Annotated in this window: 19 protein-coding genes; 11 read left to right on the top strand and 8 right to left on the bottom strand. The window is 61.9% G+C overall.

Going from position 1 to position 20036, the window contains the following annotated elements; all coding sequences use genetic code 11:
- Positions 1-80 precede the first annotated feature (80 nt).
- Both JOZ06_RS15555 and JOZ06_RS15550 read left to right on the top strand, forming a co-directional pair.
- Positions 81-1703, top strand: a complete 1623-nt coding sequence (locus JOZ06_RS15555) for a sigma 54-interacting transcriptional regulator (RefSeq protein ID WP_293234032.1) — start codon at positions 81-83, stop codon at positions 1701-1703.
- Between the two features lie 28 nt (positions 1704-1731).
- Positions 1732-3942 (top strand): patatin-like phospholipase family protein, encoded by a 2211-nt coding sequence (locus tag JOZ06_RS15550; protein ID WP_293234030.1) that lies wholly within the window; start codon positions 1732-1734, stop codon positions 3940-3942.
- A 77-nt stretch (positions 3943-4019) separates the two neighbouring features.
- Here JOZ06_RS15550 and trpC read toward each other — a convergent pair whose 3' ends face one another.
- From trpC to JOZ06_RS15535, 3 genes are all read right to left on the bottom strand, one after another.
- The gene (gene trpC, locus JOZ06_RS15545; RefSeq protein WP_293234028.1) at positions 4020-4817 is read right to left on the bottom strand and encodes an indole-3-glycerol phosphate synthase TrpC; all 798 of its coding nucleotides are present in this window, start codon (positions 4815-4817) and stop codon (positions 4020-4022) included.
- A 120-nt stretch (positions 4818-4937) separates the two neighbouring features.
- Complete coding sequence (locus tag JOZ06_RS15540) at positions 4938-5141, bottom strand: cold-shock protein (protein ID WP_293234026.1); 204 nt, start codon at positions 5139-5141, stop codon at positions 4938-4940.
- Between the two features lie 229 nt (positions 5142-5370).
- Complete coding sequence (locus JOZ06_RS15535) at positions 5371-5838, bottom strand: MarR family transcriptional regulator (protein ID WP_293234024.1); 468 nt, start codon at positions 5836-5838, stop codon at positions 5371-5373.
- Between the two features lie 169 nt (positions 5839-6007).
- Between JOZ06_RS15535 and JOZ06_RS15530 the strand changes: the two genes are divergently transcribed.
- The 3 genes from JOZ06_RS15530 (at position 6008) to JOZ06_RS15520 (ending at position 8423) form a co-directional block, all read left to right on the top strand.
- A complete protein-coding gene (locus tag JOZ06_RS15530) occupies positions 6008-7093 on the top strand; it encodes an HD domain-containing phosphohydrolase (RefSeq protein WP_293234022.1) in 1086 nt (361 codons plus the stop codon).
- A 95-nt stretch (positions 7094-7188) separates the two neighbouring features.
- The gene (locus JOZ06_RS15525; protein ID WP_293234020.1) at positions 7189-7977 is read left to right on the top strand and encodes a hypothetical protein; all 789 of its coding nucleotides are present in this window, start codon (positions 7189-7191) and stop codon (positions 7975-7977) included.
- Entirely contained in the window at positions 7947-8423 is a 477-nt protein-coding gene (locus JOZ06_RS15520; protein WP_293234018.1) for a hypothetical protein, read from the top strand. The genes JOZ06_RS15525 and JOZ06_RS15520 overlap by 31 nt, the downstream gene beginning before the upstream one ends.
- 418 nt (positions 8424-8841) lie before the next feature.
- On the opposite strand, the gene JOZ06_RS15515 is transcribed toward JOZ06_RS15520, so the two are convergent.
- The 5 genes from JOZ06_RS15515 to JOZ06_RS15495 all read right to left on the bottom strand — a co-directional run bounded on the left by JOZ06_RS15515 (position 8842) and on the right by JOZ06_RS15495 (position 11477).
- Positions 8842-9639: a Cof-type HAD-IIB family hydrolase gene (locus JOZ06_RS15515; RefSeq protein WP_293234016.1), complete on the bottom strand. Its 798-nt coding sequence runs from the start codon at positions 9637-9639 to the stop codon at positions 8842-8844.
- A gap of 129 nt (positions 9640-9768) precedes the next feature.
- Positions 9769-9912: a hypothetical protein gene (locus JOZ06_RS15510; protein ID WP_293234014.1), complete on the bottom strand. Its 144-nt coding sequence runs from the start codon at positions 9910-9912 to the stop codon at positions 9769-9771.
- A 198-nt stretch (positions 9913-10110) separates the two neighbouring features.
- On the bottom strand, positions 10111-10536 hold the full coding sequence (locus JOZ06_RS15505; protein WP_293234012.1) for a DUF3757 domain-containing protein: 426 nt from the start codon (positions 10534-10536) through the stop codon (positions 10111-10113).
- A 26-nt stretch (positions 10537-10562) separates the two neighbouring features.
- Positions 10563-10988, bottom strand: a complete 426-nt coding sequence (locus JOZ06_RS15500; RefSeq protein ID WP_293234064.1) for a DUF3757 domain-containing protein — start codon at positions 10986-10988, stop codon at positions 10563-10565.
- A 57-nt stretch (positions 10989-11045) separates the two neighbouring features.
- Positions 11046-11477 (bottom strand): DUF3757 domain-containing protein, encoded by a 432-nt coding sequence (locus JOZ06_RS15495; protein WP_293234010.1) that lies wholly within the window; start codon positions 11475-11477, stop codon positions 11046-11048.
- A gap of 231 nt (positions 11478-11708) precedes the next feature.
- Here JOZ06_RS15495 and moaA point away from each other — a divergent pair, with 231 nt between their 5' ends.
- From moaA to nirD, 6 genes are all read left to right on the top strand, one after another.
- Positions 11709-12713 (top strand): GTP 3',8-cyclase MoaA, encoded by a 1005-nt coding sequence (gene moaA / locus JOZ06_RS15490; RefSeq protein ID WP_293234008.1) that lies wholly within the window; start codon positions 11709-11711, stop codon positions 12711-12713.
- 15 nt (positions 12714-12728) lie between these two features.
- Positions 12729-14681, top strand: a complete 1953-nt coding sequence (locus tag JOZ06_RS15485) for a type IV pili methyl-accepting chemotaxis transducer N-terminal domain-containing protein (protein ID WP_293234006.1) — start codon at positions 12729-12731, stop codon at positions 14679-14681.
- Positions 14674-15324 (top strand): response regulator transcription factor, encoded by a 651-nt coding sequence (locus tag JOZ06_RS15480; RefSeq protein ID WP_293234004.1) that lies wholly within the window; start codon positions 14674-14676, stop codon positions 15322-15324. Before JOZ06_RS15485 ends, JOZ06_RS15480 begins: the two co-directional genes overlap by 8 nt.
- A gap of 164 nt (positions 15325-15488) precedes the next feature.
- A complete protein-coding gene (locus JOZ06_RS15475; protein WP_293234002.1) occupies positions 15489-16877 on the top strand; it encodes a NarK family nitrate/nitrite MFS transporter in 1389 nt (462 codons plus the stop codon).
- A 192-nt stretch (positions 16878-17069) separates the two neighbouring features.
- Positions 17070-19604, top strand: a complete 2535-nt coding sequence (gene nirB, locus JOZ06_RS15470) for a nitrite reductase large subunit NirB (protein ID WP_293234000.1) — start codon at positions 17070-17072, stop codon at positions 19602-19604.
- A gap of 2 nt (positions 19605-19606) precedes the next feature.
- The gene (gene nirD / locus JOZ06_RS15465) at positions 19607-19939 is read left to right on the top strand and encodes a nitrite reductase small subunit NirD (RefSeq protein ID WP_293233998.1); all 333 of its coding nucleotides are present in this window, start codon (positions 19607-19609) and stop codon (positions 19937-19939) included.
- Positions 19940-20036 lie beyond the last annotated feature (97 nt).

The following is a 20036-nucleotide window of genomic DNA, read 5'->3' as shown; positions in this document are numbered from 1 at the left end:
TATGTCGACCGTGCGCCGGCTGCTACAATGCCGGCGAGGTCGACTTATTCCCTTTTCATTGCCCACTTTTGGCTCGACGCATGGACGCCCATTTGCATGCTCCCTTTTCCGCCATGACGGACGACGACGCACTTGAAGCGCTTCGCCGCGAGCGGGATCATCTGCAAATTCTGGTCGATGTCACCAATGCCGTGCTGTCGACGCTGGAGTTTGACGATCTGGTCGAGCAGGTGGCGCGCGCGCTGTCGCACTATCTGCATATTCCCTTTGCCGATCTGAATCTGTTCGACGCCGAGTCCTCCCGTGTGGAGTCGCATGCCGCGCTGTTTCGCCCGGATGGTTCCCTGGAGCGCGAGCAGGCTGAATTCGCGCTGTCTCATCTGCCCGCGCGCGATATGGTCATGAACAAGCAGGTGCTGGTGTGCGACGCGGCGCGCATGCGCGCGCTCGGCGCCGAGCACCGCCACGTGCGTGCGCTGTTGGCGCAGGGATTTCATTCGCTGTGCGTGCTGCCGCTGTTTTCCGGCGAGCGCATCCTCGGCGCGCTGATGTTGGCGCATGGCCGTGAGGCGGCATTTTTCCACGACAATCTGCGTTTGTTGCAGCAGATCGCCGCGCGTATCGCGCTGTCGCTCGACAACGCCTTGGCTTATCAGCAAATCTCCCAATTGAAAGACCGGTTGGCGCGGGAGAACCGCCTGCTGACCGAGGAGATCAGCAATTACGAGAGTTTCGACGAGATCATCGGCCAAAGCGTGGTGATGTCCGAGGTGCTGGAGCAAGTGCGCATGGTGGCAGACACCGATTCCTCGGTGTTGATTCAGGGCGAGACCGGCACCGGCAAGGAGCTGATCGCGCGGGCGATCCATAATTTGAGCCCGCGCAAGTCACAGCGCATGGTCACGATGAATAGCGCGGCGATTCCCGCCGGCTTGCTGGAAAGCGAGCTGTTCGGCCATGAAAAGGGCGCTTTCACCGGCGCCAGCGCGCAGCGTCTCGGCCGTTTCGAGCTGGCGCACCAAGGCACGTTGTTTCTTGACGAAGTCGGCGACATTCCGCTCGAACTGCAGCCCAAGTTGCTGCGCGTGCTACAGGAGCGTGAAATCGAGCGGTTGGGCGGGCAAAAGATCATTTCGGTCGATGTGCGCGTGATCGCGGCGACCAGTTGCGACTTGTCGCAGATGATCGCCGAAAAGCGTTACCGCAGCGATTTGTATTATCGCCTGAACGTATTCCCGATCTGGGTGCCGCCGCTCAGGGACCGTCCCGAGGATATTCCGCTATTGGCACGGTTCTTCGCGCAAAAATTCGCCCGGCGGCTTAAGCGCCAAATCGAAGTCATTTCCGACGAGACGCTTTTGCGCCTCTCCCGGCACCCTTGGCCGGGCAACGTGCGCGAATTGCAGAACGTGATCGAGCGCGCGGTGATTCTATCGCGCGGGCCGGAGCTGCATTTGCCGATGTCGGACTTGCCGGTGCCGGCTGCGCCCATGCCGGTGCGGGGGGCGGTCATGCCGCCGCCGTTGTCGCCATCCGACGGCAGCGAGTCGGAGCGCGACCGCATTTTGCGCGTGCTGCGCGAGACCAACGGCATCGTCGCCGGCCCTAAAGGGGCGGCGGCCCGGCTTGGCCTCAAACGTACCACACTGTTGTCGCGTATGCAGCGCATGGGGATTTCGGTCAAGTCGCTGGATGAGCTATGATCGCCGGGTTCCCAATCCTGGTTGCCGCATGATCCGCACCTGTACCTGTCTGTTATTGAGCTTGTCGTTCCTGGCCTTCGGCGCACAGGCCGCCGAGGCGCCGCCGCCACGCATCGGCGTGGTGCTTGGCGGTGGCGGCGCGCGCGGATTCGCGCACTTGGGCGTACTGCGCGAGCTGGAGAAGTTGCACATTCCCATCGCCTGTATCGCCGGCACGAGCGCTGGCGCGTTGATCGGCGGCATGTACGCCAACGGTCTGCCGCTGGACGAGATGCAGCAGTCGTTCAAGGACGCCGATTGGAATGCCATGCTGTCGGGTAAGCCCGACCGGGCCCAAGTGCCCTATGAGCGCAAGAACGACGATTACCGAAATTATTTCGACATTACCTTCGGGGTGCACGACGGGGTTTTCCGCGTGCCGCGCAGCGCCATTAATTCGCAAGACGTCGACCTCTATCTGCGGCAACTGACCCGCGACCGGACGGTCGATAGCTTCGATCATCTACCGATCCCCTTTCGCGCGGTCGCGACCGATCTGTCCAACGGCGACGCGGTGGTGTTCGATCATGGCTCGCTCGCCACGGCGCTGCGTGCCAGCATGGCGGTGCCGGGACTATTCGATCCGGTCTCCGATCAGGGGCGGCTGCTGATCGATGGCGGCGTGGCGCGCAATCTGCCGATCGAGGACTTGAAGCATCGCTGCGCCGATCATGTGATCGTGGTGGACGTCGGCACGCCGCTGATGAAGACCGACCAGATCCACAACTTGTTCGATGTGCTGGCGCAAACCAGCAATCTGCTGGTCACGCGCAACGTGCGTCAGCAGAAGGCGCTGCTCGATGACCAGGATATCGTGATCCGGCCTGATCTGAACGGCTACTCGTCGGCATCGTTCGCCGATAACCAGGCGATCATCGCCCGCGGCGCGGCGGCGGTGGCTCCGGTGCGCGAGCGCCTCAAGGCCTGGTCGGTGCCGCCCGACGCCTATCAGGCCTGGCACACCCGCTTGACTGAGCCGGCGCCGCCCAAGATCGACCGCATCGAGGTGGTGAGCCCTGTTGCCGGTCATATCAACGCTGAACGTTTGGCGAGCGCGCTGGGTCAGGATGATGGACAAGCCGGCAATTTGGACGGCACACGGCAGAAGCTGCGCTCACTGTTTGCCGGCGGCGATTACGACAGCCTGTCCTATCGTATCCAGGACATCGATGGACGGAGCGTCATGCAAGTGCTGCCGGTCGAGCGTGCGGTCGGACCGACCTATCTGCGGTTTGGCATGAACTTGAAGAGCAGTACCACGGGCGATTCCAGCGTCAATTTCCTCGCCTCGTCGTTGTCCACATGGCTTAATGCGTACGGCGCCACTTGGCGAAACGACGTGCAGCTCGGCACGGATACCGCGGTGCGCAGCGAGTTCTATCAGCCGCTGGGTCTCGACAGCCCCATGTTCGTGGCGGCGCGGGCGAACTATCAGCAGGTCGCCTGGCCATTTTTTGACGACAATCACCATAAATATGCCCAACTCGACTTGTCCGAGTCGGGTGGGGCGCTCGATGCCGGTGTGGCGCTGGGAAAATACGGGCAGTTGCGCGGCGGCCCCTATTGGGTGCAGTACGATCCGAGCGTCAATATGGGACAGTTGCAGCCTTCTCAATCGTGGCTTGAACAGAAGACCACCGAAGCCGGTTTGCAGTTGTCGGCGATAGCCGATCAGTTCGACAATCCGCGCTGGCCGCGCAGCGGTTATTTCTTCGACAGCAACTTGCGCTACGGCATGCCGGATTGGACCGGCGTCAACACGCGCTACTACGGGCTGACGGCGGAGAATGCGACGACCTTCGGCGACGTCACTTGGCGCCTTACCGGCAAGCTGAAGGGAAATTTGGATGTTGCCGACCCCAATCACTTTAATACGCCGCAGTTTCTCGGCGGCTTCCTGAATCTGAGCGGCTATCAGCAGGACGAGCTCTATGGCGAGAAGGTGGGGCTGGCGCGCGCCATGGTGTATTGGCGCGCCGCCACGCTGCCGTCGGCGCTGGGCTCGGGGCTGTATGCCGGCGCGTCGCTGGAAATGGGCAAGGTCTGGCGGCGCAATTTCGGCGATCAGGATACCGAATGGCTGCCCGGCGGTTCGCTATTCTTGGGCGCGGATACCATCCTCGGGCCCTTCTTCGTCGGTGTGGGGTCGGCGCGCGGCGGTCGTCCGATCGGCTATATGTACCTTGGGTTCGATTATTAGCGCAAAAGAGAGGGTGCCTGGCGCTGCGTGTGTCGGTGGTGCACTGCCTTCGGCGAGTGCACCCTACGCCCACTCAATCAATCCAGTGCGAAGAGCTCGCCGAGGGCCGCGCCCGGGTTTGGGGCGCGCATGAAGGCTTCGCCGACCAAGAACGTCATCACCTGATGTTCGCGCATCAGGCGCACGTCTTGTGGCGCCAGAATGCCGCTTTCGGTCACGACGATGCGCCCGTCGTCGATGCGTGGCAGCAGATCGAGGGTCGTGGTCAAATCGACGGCGAAAGTGCGCAGGTTGCGGTTGTTGATGCCGATGAGCGGCGTGGCAAGCGCGAGCGCCCGTTCGAGCTCCTGGCCGTCGTGTACCTCCACCAGCACCGCCATGCCCAGCTCCGTTGCCAGATCGTGGAACGCGTGCAGTCGCCCGTCGTCAAGCGCGGCGGCGATCAGCAGCACGCAGTCGGCCCCCATGGCGCGGGCTTCGTAGACCTGATACTCGTCGACCAGAAAGTCCTTGCGCAGCACCGGCAGCGAGCAGGCGGCGCGTGCCGCCTCCAGATAGCGCCGGTCGCCTTGGAAGAAATCGCGGTCGGTCAGCACCGATAGGCAGGCGGCGCCGTGGCTGGCGTAGTGCCGGGCAATGTCGGCCGGGTCGAAGTCGACGCGGATGACGCCTTTGCTGGGGCTCGCTTTCTTGATTTCGGCGATGACCGCCGATTGTCCGCGGCGATGACGGAGACGCAACGCGTCGACAAAATCGCGCCGGTCGGCGGCGCGCGCCTCGGCGGCTTGGCGGACTTGTTCGAGCGGCGCATGGGTGCGCGCCTCGGCGACTTCCTGGTCCTTGCGTGCCAGGATGGTGTGCAAGATATCGGTCATGCGGCGGGAATCGGGGGCTTTGGGGTTAAAGGGGCATCATGCAGAATGAAATGTGCTTTGACAAGCCGTAAAAAAACCCGGATCGAATCCGGGTTCTTGTCCAGCATTATCGGCCGATGATTACAGCGGCTGAATGTTGGAAGCTTGCTTGCCCTTCGGGCCCATGGTGACGTCGAAGCTGACCTTTTGGTTTTCAGCCAGGGTCTTGAAGCCATTGGCCTTGATTTGGGAGAAGTGAGCGAACACGTCTTCGCCGCCTTCGTCCGGAGTGATAAAGCCAAAGCCCTTAGCGTCGTTGAACCACTTAACGGTACCCGTTGCCATGTGTAATTCCCATCATAAAAATAAAAAATTCAAGCGCATGAAAATCAAGGGAAAAGGCATCCGTGGTACAGACTTTCGTCAGCTACGACCATCCTAATTTCGACTTGATAAATCCTGCAGGGACGGATAATGCATAAGGTTTGAATACTATGCAAGCTTTATTTTTGACAGGTGCGTGGCATGTCATGGTGGCATAACGCTAAACCATGATTGTAAAAGGGTTAATGGCCTATTTTCCCCGCTCGGCGCGCGGTGGTTCTAATGCCACGGCCAACCGTTCCAGCAGGGGTCCGGCTTGCTTTAATAGGGCGACCTCGTCCGGCGTCAGGGTGCTGGTCATCGCCAAGGTGAGCCAGTTATCCCGGTTGCTGCGGTTGGATGTCAGGACACCGAGTCCGGCCGCTGTCAGGCGTACGCAGCTTTTACGCTTGTCGCTGGCGTTTTCTTCTTTGTAGGTCAGCCCCATTTGCTCCAGTTTGCGCAAGAGTGCCGATAGATTCTGCGGCCGCAGCCCTTCATATTCGGCAAGCGCCGTCGGCGTGGCATCGTCGCCCAACTGCTCGATGCGGCTGAGCAACAGCAATTGGCTTAGCGGTAGTTCTAGTGGCGTGCTCTCGCGGCGTAGCCGGCGGACCAGGAGCATCATCTGTTTGCGTAAGGTGCTCGCGCAATCGGCGATATCAGGGGTCGAATTCATTGTGGTTTTAAAATTAATATTTCAAGCGAACATAGTATAAGGCGGTTGGTTTCGGCAAGAGCCTCGCGTTATGGCGCATTTTTTATGCAACCTATAGGCACGAGTTATGCCAACCGCTATCATGCAATTCAAATAGATTGATTGACCGGCAAATGCCGCGGAGCGGGCCATGACTGACGAGCAAATCTCGACTTTGATCGAGGATGAAGACAGTTTCCATGACTTTCACGATGCCTTAAATGATTATGCGCCGCATATCGAAGCCTTGGTCGCCTTGCTGAGGCAGCAGCCGGGCGACACTGGTGCCGTGGCGGATCTGTTTCGAACCTTTCACAATATCAAGGGCGACGCCAGTCTATGCCGGCTCAGTTTCCTGGTGCCGTTCATCCACGCCGCCGAAACGTTGCTGGCAAGGGTGCGCGCGGGCGAGGTGCCTTTTACGCCCCGGCTGGCCGATGTGCTGCTGCTGTCGACGGACCGCTTGCAGCAAACGGTGGAGGCGCTGGCGGCGAATGAGCCGACCGGCGGCTTGCATCTGAAAGAGCTGACCGCCTCGCTGGAGGCGCTCAAGTCGCTGCCGCCCCCCCAGTTGGAGCGGGCCTGCGGCCAACTGATCGATGCGTTGACCGGTGTGGACGAAACGCGTGGCGAGGCGCCCGATCTGGCTGCCTTGACCGCCGATCGAACGGGCGATCTGGCTTTTTTCAAACAACTGGCGCTGCAACTGGAGCGGCGTTCGTCGCTATTCACCGGCCGTACCGAGCGCAATCTGACGTTGGCGCTGTTGACCAATCAGCTGGCCGGCTCGCCGGTCGACGCCGACCAGTTGCGCGCGGCGGTTTACGTGCATGACCTAGGCATGATGCTGCTGCCGGAAACGCTATGGGTCGGCAGCCGTGTCATGAACGATGCCGAGCGGGCATTGATGCGCGAGCATGTGGGATGGGCGTCCGGAATCTTGCAGCGCATACCGGGCTGGGATCTGGCGGCGCGCATCGTGCTTCACCATCACGAAAAACCGGATGGTTCGGGATATCCGCAAGGGTTGCTCGCGGATGAGATCGAGCCGGGCGCTAAAATCATGGCGCTCGTGGATGCCTTCGAGTCGGTGATGGTCAAGCAGGGCGCGCGCGGACAGCCTCGCTCCACGTTGCGCGCCGCGGCGGAGGTGAACGCGGCGGATCATCAGTTCGACAAATACTGGGTGAACTGCTTCAACCGCGCCGTGCAGCATTTGCTGGACGAGCGGACCTAAACAGGTTGTCTGCGCATACGCTCGGGTCGATTTAAGTCATGGTCGTGTGATGTGGGGCATGTATAATCGCCATCTAGCGTATAAGAAATTTATGAATGACTGATGTTGTCGCCTACCCCGAGCGCCGGCATGCGGTCGTCTACACATACATGGCATTGCAAAATGACTTTCCTCCGATGTTTGTGCTGGAAGGGCAGGTGCTGTTCGACCGCCAGCGCAGACATCTCTCCAAGCAGGATGTGCATGTCGAGCTGAAGGAGCACGAGGCTCGCCTGCTGTCCGCGCTTCTCGACGGCATCCAGGATAAGCGTGAAATCATCACGTTGCTCTGGGGTTCGCGTGGCGTCATCGTCACGGAAAACAACTATTACAAGGTGGTGAAAGGGCTGCGCAATGCGTTTGAGGCGGTAGGCCTGCCGGCTGATCTGCTCAAAACCTTGCCGCGTGTCGGCGTCGCTTTTGTCGGCAAGGCCGAGCCATGGCATCCCGACTGCGAGCCGGATGCCCCGGACTCCCCCGCGCCGGTGCTGGTGCAGGAGGTCGCCTCGTGGTACGCGGCGCCGACGCCGCGGCGGCTACCCACTTGGTGGTGGGGCGCGTTGATCTTATTGATGGCGCTCTTGTGCGGCAGCTTGCTGCTGCGCTCGGATAACGGATTTCGCCTGTTGGGCACCATGACCGACATCAAGGTGTACGTCTACAAGGACCCTGGCATGTCTTTGGCCGACGTATTGGCGCGCTACCGCGGCTTTGGGCTGGAGCAGCAAAACATCCGATACGTGTACTATCGTGCGGTCGGTAAGAATTACATCATCCTAGCGTGCCCCACCGCGCTGCCTGATGGGGCGGAAACATGCGTATCGCTAATGCAAAAAAATATCTGATCATTCTGGTGTTGGAAGCGTTGCTGGCCGGTACGCTGTGGTGGGCCAACCCCGCCGGCGGACGCGTGCTGGCGCCGCGCAATCCTTGCCTGGCCAATGTGGTTATCGCACGCGGGCAAGACGGCGCCAGTCACGTATCGGGCCACTTGATGGTGTTTGCCGCCGGCTCGCAATGGATTTTCAACGTGAATTGGAAATCGGATGGCGCCTTGCACGTCCTGCATCGGCAAATTGACGCGCGCTTTCAGGATTTGGGCCGGGGGCGCTTTCAATATCTGACCCGGAACGTGTCGCGCTATCGCGACGATACCGGCGATGATCTGTCGACGCTATTCCCCATGCTGCAACCCGGCATGACGGGATCCATGACGTTTACTCCCGTTGCCGACGGACTGTACAACGTGCAGGTCAACGAAGACTTTCAGTTCTATTGCAGCGAGCAGTAAGGGTGTTTTTGCAGGGAAATCGCACGCCATTCAGAAATATTCAGAATTTTTCCCATGTTTGTATAGCCAAATTCAGACTAAATCCGTGCAAGTTTCTGCCGCAGGCGTAAGCTTGACGTAACAGGTCGGCCGCGATGTCACGGGCTGGTCCGGCCTGGTTTGGTAACCTGTTGCTCCCAATGAGGACGCCCAGGTTGCGCGCTACTCGCCGGAACCCTTCGCTCTTATACGCTGGTTGTTGCCTTGTGCGTCGGGGTAGTCGTACAAGGCAAATCTTTGGTGAGAAGCGCGCAACCCGGGCGTCTTTTTCTTTGGCCGGTCCTCGGCCGACATGATCGTCACGCGGATAGTAGAGAGTAGAAATCGGACTTGGCGGCCCAGGGCCGCCAAGTTGAGACGCTTGAGACTTGCTCGGGACTTAACGCAGCTTGAACAGCTCGCGCAGGTGGCGAGCGACCGCGGCTTCGTGGTTGTGGCCGATGCGCATTGCATCGGGCAGTTGCGCCGTCAGTCGCGGATGCGCGTTCCCCATGACGCGGGGGTGGCCGGCCACTTGCAGCAGTTCGATGTCGTTTTGATTGTCGCCGAAAGCGAGGCAGTGCGCGGCGTCGATGCCCAACTGGTCGAGCACGATCTGCAGCGCGCTGCCTTTCGAGACGTCGCGGGCCATGACTTCGAGGCAGTCCGGCGCGGAGAAGGTAATGGCCGCGCCGTCACCGAAACGCTGGTGCAACTGCTGTTCCACCGTCAGCAGGTGATCGTGCGGCGCAATGTACAACACCTTGCCGACGCCTTCGCCGCTATGCTGGGTGAGGTCGCTGAGCTGGTACTGGAAACCGGAGTCCCGGTGCACGTCGAACAAGCGCTGGCAAGGCTGGTCGATCAGCCAGCCATCGTCAACATAAAAATTCAACAAGCAGCCCCGCGACAAAGCCGGGTCCGCCAATTGCCGCACGAGTTCGGACGGAATGTCACGGCGGTAGATCAACCGGTCGGCGGGGTCGTGGATGCGCGCGCCGTTGGCGGTGATCAGGTGGGCCCGCACGCCGAGCGCGGCGCGTATGCCAGCGACGTCAAGGAAGTGCCGCCCAGTGGCGATGACCAGGTACACGCCTAGATTTTCTAGGGCTTGCAGTGTTTCTGCGGTATAGGGATCGACACTGTGATTGGCGTCAAGCAGCGTGCCGTCCAAGTCGGAGACGATGAGCTGATACACGGTGAATACACGGTAAAGGGGAATAGGAATGATACCCGAAAAAGAGCGGCCTGATCATTTTGATGTCGTGCGTTGCTTCGCGAACGCACGCTACGGCGCGTTCCGGTAGCGTGCGTTATCGCTCTTTCTTCAATGCGTTGAGCAGGTTTGACTGCCGTCTTGGTTCTGGGTGCAGTGGTTCATCGCGGGATGGTCTTTGTCGTAGGCGGCGGCGACGACCGGCATGCCGGCGGCAAAGAGGGCGAGTATCGCGACAATCAGTCGGGTTTTCATGGTGACTCCTTGATATCGTTATTGAAAAGCGCGCTAAGTGCGTTGCGTGTATTTGGTTGTACGCGATGGGGGCTGCGGCAGGATGAACAGGCGTTAAAGCGTGTGTTTGTTATCGGCTGCGTAAACAAAAAAACATAAAATTCAACGCCTTGGAAAAGAATTGACGGCTTTGGCGCGGCTAGGGCCGCGCCGCCGATACTAGTCGGTGTACAAGAAGGCGCACTGCGTGGGGTCGGTTTCGCGGCACTCGTCATAGACCAAGCTGAACGGTCCCTCCTGACGTATCCAAACGTTGGCGCCGGCTCTCCGCGCCGCAGGCTCGGCGTTGCCCGGTTTGAAGCGCAGACCGACCAAGCCGGTCTGCAGCCGATAAGTGCACTTGCCGAAGCGGGCCGGGTGCCCGCCTTGCGCCGGGTAGAGAATGGCCGAGTCGAAGCGCTGCACGCGGCCGCCAGAGCCCGGCGCGGCGATGCCGAGCCATTCTCCGCCGTCGCCAACGGGGGCGGTGTAGACGCCGCCACGTATCTTGATGGCGTTGGTTGCGGGGCAATGCGCCGACGATTCGGCTAAGGCTGGTGCGGCGATCAATAGCCAAGACAGCGCCAGTGCGAGCGGCTTATTCATGGCAACTCCTTCCATGTTCATGGGGTTCAGTCCGTGTAGACAAAGAGGCAAGCCGTCGGGTCGGCTTGCCGGCATTGGAAATAGCGGAAATCAAATGCGCCTGTTTCTTTTTGCCAACTGGCCGTTGCCCGTGGGCTGACGAAGACAACGGGTTGGGTGGCCGGTTTGAAGCGCAGATCCACGCTGCCGTGTTCGAGGTTGTAGCTGCATTTGCCGAAACGGGCCGGCATGTCCTCAAGCCGCCGGGTGTCGCCGGCTTTGCCTGTGGGCTGTTCGGTGGGGTAAATGATGGCGCGGTCAAAGGTTTTGACCCGCCCCCGCGAGCCGGCATCGGCGATGCCGAGCCACTTGCCCCCGTCATCGACGCGCGCGCTGTAAAGCATGCCGCGAACCTTGATGTCACGAATGGCCGGGCAATGTGCCGACGATCCGGCCCAAGCCGGCGTCATCACCGTCAGCAAGGAAGCCGTTAGCCAGGCTATTTTTACTTTTACCATGGCGTTGCTCCGCTAGGGCTGGGTGTAGAGAAAGGCGCAGGCAGACGGGTCCTTTTTACGGCACTCGTAGTAGGTCACGCCCAGTGGGTGCTCGCGTGATTTCCAGGCGCTCTGATTACCCATGCGAATGCGCGGCGGCTCGCTTTGGCGCGGGTTGAGAAAAAGATCAATGCTGCCGACCTGCTGTAATTCGTAGCTGCATTTTGCTTGCCGGCCGTAGAGGGCGTTATCCCGCTCGGCGATGAAAGTGGCTTTGTCGAAACGCCGCACCGGTAGGCCCGGCGACGCAAAGCCCATCCATTCGCCGCCGCCCGGCGCCGCGGCGTGATAGACCGCGCCACGGATTTCGATGTTGCTTGCGAATGGGCAAGGCGCGGCCGTCTCGGCCCAGGCCGGTGCGGTGGCGAGCCCTGCCCAAATCCACAACATGGATTTGTGCTGCATGTCGTTACCCTTTCCTTTCTTGAACAAGGATGCGGCGCACCCCTGGGCGACTAGATCCCGTGCACGGGCATGCGTTCGGGCGGGTGCAAAGATCGGTCAGCACTTGGCGACGTCTTCTGACGCCTGGGGGTGGAAAGAAAAGCTAGTTCGTTCGAACTAGATGCTTTCGCCATCCGGCTGACTGTTTCCGCTGCCGTCAGCCTCTACACTGACGGCAAGGAGCGCCGCACCATGATTGAACCCCGCACGATGGCCACTGCCGGCCTGCATGACGCCTACGGGCGCCGCATCGACTACCTGCGACTGTCGGTCACCGACCGCTGCGATCTGCGTTGCAGCTATTGCCTGCCCAAGGGATTCGACGGCTATGCCGAACCGGAGGATTGGCTGACTTTTGACGAAATCGCGCGGGTGGTGGCGGCATTTGCCTCGCTTGGCGTGCAACGTTTCCGTCTGACGGGCGGCGAACCGCTGATGCGCCGGCGATTGCCCTCGCTGGTGGAGCGGCTGTCGGCCATTGGCGGCGTGCGCGATCTATCGTTGTCGACCAATGGCACCCAGCTGGCGCGCCATGCCGCGGCGTTGCGTCAGGCTGGCCTCACGCGCCTGAATGTGAGCCTCGATTCGCTCGACAAGGGGTGTATGCGCGAAGTCACTGGGCGGGACAGTCTGGATGCGGTGATCGCCGGCTTGATGGCGGGCAAGGCCGCCGGCCTCGCGCCGATCAAGCTGAACATGGTGCTGATGCGCGGCGTCAACGATGGCGAAGTCGAACGCATGGCCGCCTTCTGTTTCGAGCACGGCTTCATCCTGCGTCTGATCGAAGTGATGCCCATGGGCGAGCGCGGGCGCAATGCCCACTACCTGCCGGTGTCGGCGGTGCTGCCGGGGCTGATTGCCCGTTTTGGCTTGGCGCCCAGCGCGCGCGAATTGGGCGGCGGGCCGGCGCGTTACTGGCAGACGCCGGATGGGCAAGGGCAATTGGGCGTGATCACGCCGATCAGTCAACATTTCTGCGCGACGTGCAATCGTGTTCGTCTCTCGGTCGAGGGCACACTGTATCTATGCCTGGGCCAGGAGGATAAAGTCGCGCTGCGGCCATTGCTGCGCGCCGGGTGCGACGACGCTGAGCTCTGCGCCGCAATCGTCGCCGCGATTCGCCGTAAACCGGAAAAACACCATTTTGTCGAAGCGCCGGCTAAAATCGTGAGATTCATGTCTCAGACCGGCGGGTAAACCGGAGCGCATCGCATGCCGTCAATCACTATTTTGTCGCCGCAGCGCCGGCTGAGCACCCGCGTCGTTAGTTTTCTGCTGCTCACGCTCCTCATCGGGCTGACGGCGATCGGCGCCACCTTATACCTGTCCTGGCAATTGGAGGGCGGTGCGGCCGCCATCAATGCCGCCGGCAGTCTGCGCAAGCAGACCTACCGGTTGGCCCTGTCGCTGCAGGAATACGTCGCCACGCCAACACCCGCCTTGCGCCAGCGCATCGTTGGCGACTTGTCGTTGTTCGATCGCACGCTGCAAGATCTGAAAGAGGGCGATCCGGTGCGGCCGCTCTATCTGCCGCACGACGATGTGGTGCATGAAACGTTCGACCGCATCCGCAGCCGCTACGAAACTGAAATTCTGCCGCCGGCGCGCGCCGTGCTCGCCGGGGAAACCCGGCTCGACCGCGCCGCCATGCGCCAGCGCGCGGACGAATTCGTCGGGCAGATCGACAGCCTGGTCAATTTGGTCGAACACTATAACGAGCAGCGCACGCTGATGCTGCAGACCTCGCAGGTGATGTTGATCGCCATGGCCATCGCCGGCTGCACGGCGCAAATCTATCTGATGTTCCTCTTGATCTTCCGGCCGTTGGAGCGCCTGAGCGAGGGGATGGGGCGCATGGCGTCGCACGACCTGTCGGTGCGGTTGCCGGTGGAGACGCGCGACGAGTTCGGCGAGCTGGCGCAGGGCTTTAATCATATGGCCGACCGGCTGTCGGAGTCTTATGCCACGCTGGAGGCGCGCGTGGATGACAAGACCGCGATTCTCAATGAACAGAATCGCGAGCTGTCGCTGTTGTATGGCACCACGGCCTGGCTGAACGAGAATTTCGACGGGCAGGAGCTGTGCCAAGGCTTTGTCGAGCACTTGCGCGGCTGGTTTGGCGCCGAAGCGTGCAGCGCGCGCGTCACCGATCCGACCGGCATGCAGGCGCACCTGCTGGCGGCGGATCATCTGCCCGATACGTTGGCCTCCGCCCCGGAATGCCGCCAGATCGACGATTGTCTGTGCGGCCAGGTGGTGCGCAGCAACAGCGCGGTGATCCAGGATTTTCGCGCCGGCGTGCCCGCCGGCTTTCCCGCTTCGTGCGCCCGGCTCGGCTTCGCGCAGGTGTCGGCTTTTCCGGTGCGCGCGCGCCAGCAGCAAACCGGTTTCTTCACGCTGTATTTCCGCGAACCGCACCTTTTCACCCCGCGCGACATGCAATTGCTCGATAGCCTCGGCAACCACCTGGGCAATGCGCTGGAGAGTCTGCGGCTGGCGGCCAGCGAACGGGAACTGGCGATTACGCAAGAGCGTAATCTGCTGGCCCAAGGTTTGCATGACAGCATTGCTCAGGGGTTGTCCTTCTTGAATCTGCAAGTGCAGATGCTGGAGGACGCCCTCAAGCGCGGCGCGCTCGATGAGGCGCGTGCGGTGGTGCCGCTCTTGCATACCGGCGTGCAGGAAAGTTATGACGATGTGCGCGATTTGTTGCACAATTTCCGTTCTCGGTTGGAGGAAAGCGACCTGAAGAGCGCGTTGGAGGCGACCATCGACCGATTTCGACGCCAGACCGGGATGGGGGTCGATTTCATCGTCTCCGGCCATGGCTTGCCGTTGCCGACCGACCTGCAGATTCAGGTGTTGTTCATCCTGCAAGAGGCGTTGTCCAACGTGCGTAAGCATGCGCACGGCGCCGATCTGGTCGAGGTGAGCTATGTCGAGGGGCCGGTGTTGTCGCTGACCATCCGCGACAACGGGCCGGGCATGGCCCCGGCGGTGGCGGCGGACCAAGAGGACGGCCATCACGTCGGTTTGCGGATTATGCGCGAACGTGCCGCCCGGCTCGGCGCAAGCCTGACGATTACTTCCGGGCCGGGCGTTACCGTGAGCCTTGTCCGGCCAGACCCTACCCGTGGCGCGTTGCCGAGGAATGATCATGACTGAACCGATACGCGTGTTGCTGATCGACGACCATACGTTGTTTCGTAGCGGCATCAGCCTATTGTTGTCCAAGCAGCCCGATATCCGCGTGGTGGGCGAGGCCGCCGATGGCGCCGAGGGGGTCAAGCAGGTGCACGCGCTGACGCCGGACGTGGTGCTGCTCGATTTGAACATGCCGGGCCTGTCCGGTCTGGAAGTGTTGCAACTGATTCTGCAGGATGCCCCGGACCTGGCGGTGCTGATGCTGACCGTCTCGGAGGAGGCGGAGGATCTTGGCCTGGCGTTGCGTAACGGCGCCCGGGGCTATCTGTTGAAAAACATCGACGCCGATTTCCTGGTGAGCGCCATCCGCCGTGCCCATGACGGCGAGGCGGTCATTGCCGAGGGCATGACCGCGAAGCTCGTGCAGCAATTCCGCGCCGCCGGCAGCGTGCCGGCGGCCAATAGCGATAAGGTGCGCCTGACACCGCGCGAGTGCGAAATCCTCGGTTGCCTGGCGCGTGGCGACAGCAACAAGGTGATCGCGCGCAAGCTGGACGTGGCGGAAAGCACGGTCAAGATCCACGTGCAGAACATCCTGAAAAAGCTCAGTTTGTCGAGCCGCGTGCAGGCGGCGGTCTATGCTGTCGAGCATGGCCTGGGATAAAACCATGACAACGGCTAGGTCTTTAGAACTAGAAAACTAGCCCGCCTGCCGTCCGCTTCCTCCCCAATCGATGAATGGCGCTAGACCGCGCCGCTCCCTAAGCTTGCCCGCGATAACCCCTGAAACCGCGTGACGCGCGGCGTGGGTCAACTTGGGAGAGCGACATGGCTTCAGACTCGACGGTATTACAGCGCTGGGAGCCCGAAAACCGGACTTTCTGGCAAAACACGGGGCGTCGCGTGGCGCTGCGCAACCTATGGATTTCCATCCCTTGCCTGATGCTGGGGTTCATTGTGTCGGTGCTGTGGTCGATGGTGACCCTGAACCTGCCCAACGCCGGCTTTACCTTCAGCAAGGAGCAGTTGTTCCTGTTGACCGCGCTGCCGCAACTGTCCGGCGCTACCTTGCGCATCTTCTACGCCTTCATGCCCGGCCTGTTCGGCGGCCGGCGCTGGACGACCTTTTCGACCTCATTGTTGCTGATTCCGGCGCTGTGGCTTGGTTTTGCCGTGCAGGACCCGACCACGCCGTATCCGGTGATGCTCTCCATCGCTTTGCTGTGCGGTCTGGGCAGCGGCAACTTTGCCAGCTCCATGGCCAATATCGCCCACTTCTTCCCGGCGCAGGAAAAGGGCAAGGCCAACGGCCTGAACGCCGGTTTCGGCAATCTGGGCGTGTCGGTGGCGCAGTTCCTGATTCCGCTGGCGGTGACGATGCCGCTCTTCGGCGGCTTCGGCGGCGAGGCGCAACACTACGTCAAGCTGGGCGTCGAGAAGAGCCTGTGGCTGCAGAACGCCGGCTTCATGTGGGTGCCGCTGATCGCGCTGGCGACCTTGGCCGCCTGGTTCGGCATGGACGACATGGCGGACGCCAAGTCGTCGTTCTCCGAACAGGCGGTGATCTTCAAACGCCGCCACAATTGGCTGATGTGCTATCTGTATCTGGGGACGTTCGGCAGCTTTATCGGCTTTGCCGGCGCTTTCGCGCTCTTGACCAAGACGCTGTTTCCGCTTGTTCCCGTGGCGAAGATCGCCTTCCTCGGGCCGTTGCTTGGTGCGCTGATCCGCCCGGTTGGCGGCATGATCGCCGATAAGGTCGGTGGCGCGCGCGTTACCATGCTGGTGTTCTTCGGCATGGTCGTGGGCGCCTTCGGCGTGCTGTCGGCGCTGCCGGTGGCGGGCGGCGCCGGCAACTGGCCGTTGTTCTTCGGCAGCTTCATGGCGCTGTTCGTCTGCGCGGGGCTCGGCAACGGCTCGACCTACAAGATGATTCCGACGCTGTTCGTCAATCATTGCCAGCAAACGGCGGCCAAGGACGAAGCCTCGCAGCGCCAGGCACGGCAGGATGGCGTCAAGGAGTCTGCGGCAGCGGCTGGTTTCATCAGTGCCATCGGCGCCTATGGCGGCTATTTCATTCCGCAGAGCTTTGGTTTGTCCGAGAAGCTCACTGGCGGTCCGCAAGACGCGCTGTACTGCTTCATGTTGTTCTACGTGACGTGTATTGCGGTGACCTGGTGGTGTTTCGCCCGCCGCAAGGCCGCGATGCCCTGCTAGGGCCGCAGACAGACCCTAGACCGGCAAGCGCTCCTGCTCGCTATGCAATGCCCGCCATCCGGCGGGTATTGTCGTTCGAAAGAACTAGTTCCGTAGAGGGGGTCGGCCGCGGGGTTTGGGCTGGATCAAACGCCGCGGCGCCGGGGGTCGCGACAATCGTGGAAAACCATTGACCATTGTTGAAAGACAACCATGACCGCCACACGTCTCCTCGTCGTCGGCAACGGCATGGTCGGTCAGCGCTTCTTGGAAGAGCTGGTCGACAAAGCCTGGCCGGGCGAATACGACATTACCGTCATCGGCGCCGAGCCGAGGCCCGCTTACGACCGGGTGCACCTGTCCTCGTACTTCGCGCACCATACCGATGAAGACTTGGCGCTCGCGAAGCCTGACTTCTTTACCCGCCACGGCATTCATCTGCATCTGGGCGAGGCGGTCAAGCGCATCGATCGCGCGCGGCATCAAGTGGAAACCAATCTGGGCGCCGTCATCGGCTACGACAAGCTGGTGCTGGCCACCGGTTCCTTTCCATGGGTGCCGCCGATTGCCGGCAGCGCCCATCCGGCTTGTTTCGTCTATCGCACCATCGACGATCTGAAGGCGATCGAGGCGCGTGCTCGCGGCGCGAAAAGCGGGGTGGTCGTCGGCGGCGGTTTGTTGGGGCTCGAGGCTGCCGGCGCGCTCAAGGCGCTGGGCCTGGAAACGCATGTGATCGAATATGCGCCGGTTCTGATGGCCGAACAGCTCGACCGCATGGGGGGCGAGATGTTGCGGCGGAAAATCGACGCGCTCGGTGTGCAAGTGCATACCGGCAAAGATACGCGCGAAATCGTCACCCACGGCCAGGGGCATAAGCTGCGCTTTGCCGATGGCGGCGTGCTCGATGTCGATCTGATCGTTTTTTCCACCGGCATCCGCCCGCAAGACACGTTGGCGCGTTACGGCGAGCTGCCGGTGGCCGAACGCGGCGGCATCGTCATCGACGATCATTGCCTGACCGCCGATCCGGACATTTACGCCATCGGCGAGTGCGCCGCCTGGCGCGGCCAATTCTTTGGCCTGGTGGCGCCGGGCTACAAGATGGCGCAAGTGGCGGCCGACCACCTGATGGGGTGCGACAACGCCTTCACGGGCGCCGATATGAGCGCCAAGCTCAAATTGCTGGGGGTGTCGGTCGGCAGCATCGGCGACGCGCATGGCCGCACGCCCGGCGCGCAGAGCTATGTCTACCAGGACGACCACGGTGGCGTGTACAAGAAGCTGGTGGTATCGGCCGACGGCCGCGAGCTCTTGGGCGCGGTATTGGTGGGCGACGTCGACGATTATGGCGAGCTGTTGCAGATGAAGCGCAACGCGCTGCCGATGCCGGCGCATCCCGACACGTTGATCCTGCCGGCCTATGCCGGCGCGCGGCCGGCTTCCGGGGTGTCGGCGCTGCCGGGCAGCGCGGTGATTTGCTCGTGCTTCGACGTCAGCAAGGACCGCATTGCCGCGGCGGTGGCCGGCGGCTGCCGCAGCGTGGAGGAAATCAAGGCCGCAACCGGCGCCGGCACCGGTTGCGGCGGCTGCGTGCCGTTGATCGCTCAAGTGTTGAACGCCGAGTTGTCGCGACAGGGCATCGAGGTCAGCAACCATTTGTGCCAGCACTTCGCCCATAGCCGGCAAGCGCTGTTCCATCTGATCAAGGTCAACCAGGTCAAAACCTTCGACGAGGCCATCCGCCGCTTCGGTCAAGGCTACGGTTGCGAAGTCTGCAAGCCGGCGGTGGCATCGATTCTGGCCTCGGCGTGGAACGATTACGCGCTGCGTCCCGACCTGGCGGTGTTGCAGGAGACCAACGACGCCTTCCTCGGCAATCTGCAAAAAGACGGCTCGTATTCGGTCATCCCGCGCATGGCGGGCGGCGAAGTGACGCCCGAGGGCCTCATGGCGCTGGCGCAAGTGGCGCGGGATTTTCAGCTCTACACCAAGGTGACCGGCGCGCAGCGTATCGGTCTGTTTGGCGCGCGCAAGGGCGATTTGCCGCGCATTTGGGCGCGGTTGATCGACGCTGGCTTCGAAAGCGGCCAAGCCTACGCCAAATCGCTGCGCATGGTGAAAACCTGCGTCGGCAGCACCTGGTGCCGCTACGGCGTGCAGGACAGCGTCGGTTTCGGCGTCGAGCTGGAACATCGTTACAAGGGTTTGCGCACGCCGCACAAGATGAAGTTCGGCATCTCCGGCTGCACCCGGGAATGCGCCGAGGCGCAAGGCAAGGACGTGGGCATCATCGCCACCGACGCCGGCTGGAATCTGTACGTCGGCGGCAACGGCGGCATGAAGCCGCGTCACGCCGAGCTGTTGGCCGCCGATCTCGATCGCGACACCTTGCTGCGCTATCTCGACCGCTTCGTCATGTTGTACGCGCAAAGCGCCGACAAGCTGCAGCGCACGGCGGCCTGGGTCGAGAGCCTAGACGGCGGCATCGATTACTTGCGCACGACGATCGTCGACGACGCCCTCGGCCTCGGCGCGCAATTGGAAGCCGATCTGGCGATGCTTCGCGCCGCCTATCAGTGCGAATGGCAGCGCACGCTGGCCGATCCGGCCCACCCGTCGCGCTTCGCCGACTTCATCAACAGTCCCGCCGCCGACCCTGGCCTGCAATACGTGCCGGTGCGCGGGCAGCTTCGCCCGGCGGCTCTCGAAGAGCGCCGGACCATCGCCATTCACCGCGTGGAGGACTGAACATGGATTGGATTCGCATTTGTCCGCTTGACGCCATTTTGCCGGGCGGCGGCGCTTGCGCGCTGATCGGCGCGCGCCAGGTGGCGCTGTTTCGGCCCTATGCCGACGAGCGGGTCTTTGCGCTTGATAACGTCGACCCGTTCGCCCATGTCAGCGTGCTGTCGCGCGGACTGATCGTCGAGCATCAGGGCGAGCTGTGGGTGGCAAGCCCGTTGAAAAAGCAACGTTTCCGGCTCAGCGACGGCCAATGTCTGGAGGACCCGGACTATTCGGTGTTGTCGCTGCCGGTCGAGGTGCGCGAAGGGATGGTGTATCTACCTGTCCAAAAGGACTAGTCGGACTAGTTCTTCCATCCGGGGTGGATTGCTGCCTTTGGTGAATGGGGCGGTGGCGCGGTGCGGCGTAGGCTGGGGGTGATAAAACAACGCCGCT

Origin of the sequence: Paludibacterium sp., assembly GCF_019232825.1 — a bacterium.
GTDB lineage: Bacteria > Pseudomonadota > Gammaproteobacteria > Burkholderiales > Chromobacteriaceae > Paludibacterium.
This window is presented reverse-complemented; position numbering and strand designations above follow the sequence as displayed.

Excerpts from the sequence above, each read along its gene's own strand:
- JOZ06_RS15525 (WP_293234020.1), top strand. The coding sequence starts at position 7,189 with ATGACTGATGTTGTCGCCTACCCCGAGCGCCGGCATGCGGTCGTCTAC.
- JOZ06_RS15510 (WP_293234014.1), bottom strand. The coding sequence starts at position 9,912 with ATGAAAACCCGACTGATTGTCGCGATACTCGCCCTCTTTGCCGCCGGC.
- JOZ06_RS15520 (WP_293234018.1), top strand. The coding sequence starts at position 7,947 with ATGCGTATCGCTAATGCAAAAAAATATCTGATCATTCTGGTGTTGGAA.
- JOZ06_RS15530 (WP_293234022.1), top strand. The coding sequence starts at position 6,008 with ATGACTGACGAGCAAATCTCGACTTTGATCGAGGATGAAGACAGTTTC.
- JOZ06_RS15495 (WP_293234010.1), bottom strand. The coding sequence starts at position 11,477 with ATGCAGCACAAATCCATGTTGTGGATTTGGGCAGGGCTCGCCACCGCA.
- JOZ06_RS15475 (WP_293234002.1), top strand. The coding sequence starts at position 15,489 with ATGGCTTCAGACTCGACGGTATTACAGCGCTGGGAGCCCGAAAACCGG.
- trpC (WP_293234028.1), bottom strand. The coding sequence starts at position 4,817 with ATGACCGATATCTTGCACACCATCCTGGCACGCAAGGACCAGGAAGTC.
- nirD (WP_293233998.1), top strand. The coding sequence starts at position 19,607 with ATGGATTGGATTCGCATTTGTCCGCTTGACGCCATTTTGCCGGGCGGC.
- nirB (WP_293234000.1), top strand. The coding sequence starts at position 17,070 with ATGACCGCCACACGTCTCCTCGTCGTCGGCAACGGCATGGTCGGTCAG.
- JOZ06_RS15480 (WP_293234004.1), top strand. The coding sequence starts at position 14,674 with ATGACTGAACCGATACGCGTGTTGCTGATCGACGACCATACGTTGTTT.
- JOZ06_RS15535 (WP_293234024.1), bottom strand. The coding sequence starts at position 5,838 with ATGAATTCGACCCCTGATATCGCCGATTGCGCGAGCACCTTACGCAAA.
- JOZ06_RS15505 (WP_293234012.1), bottom strand. The coding sequence starts at position 10,536 with ATGAATAAGCCGCTCGCACTGGCGCTGTCTTGGCTATTGATCGCCGCA.
- JOZ06_RS15550 (WP_293234030.1), top strand. The coding sequence starts at position 1,732 with ATGATCCGCACCTGTACCTGTCTGTTATTGAGCTTGTCGTTCCTGGCC.
- JOZ06_RS15540 (WP_293234026.1), bottom strand. The coding sequence starts at position 5,141 with ATGGCAACGGGTACCGTTAAGTGGTTCAACGACGCTAAGGGCTTTGGC.
- JOZ06_RS15555 (WP_293234032.1), top strand. The coding sequence starts at position 81 with ATGGACGCCCATTTGCATGCTCCCTTTTCCGCCATGACGGACGACGAC.
- JOZ06_RS15485 (WP_293234006.1), top strand. The coding sequence starts at position 12,729 with ATGCCGTCAATCACTATTTTGTCGCCGCAGCGCCGGCTGAGCACCCGC.
- moaA (WP_293234008.1), top strand. The coding sequence starts at position 11,709 with ATGATTGAACCCCGCACGATGGCCACTGCCGGCCTGCATGACGCCTAC.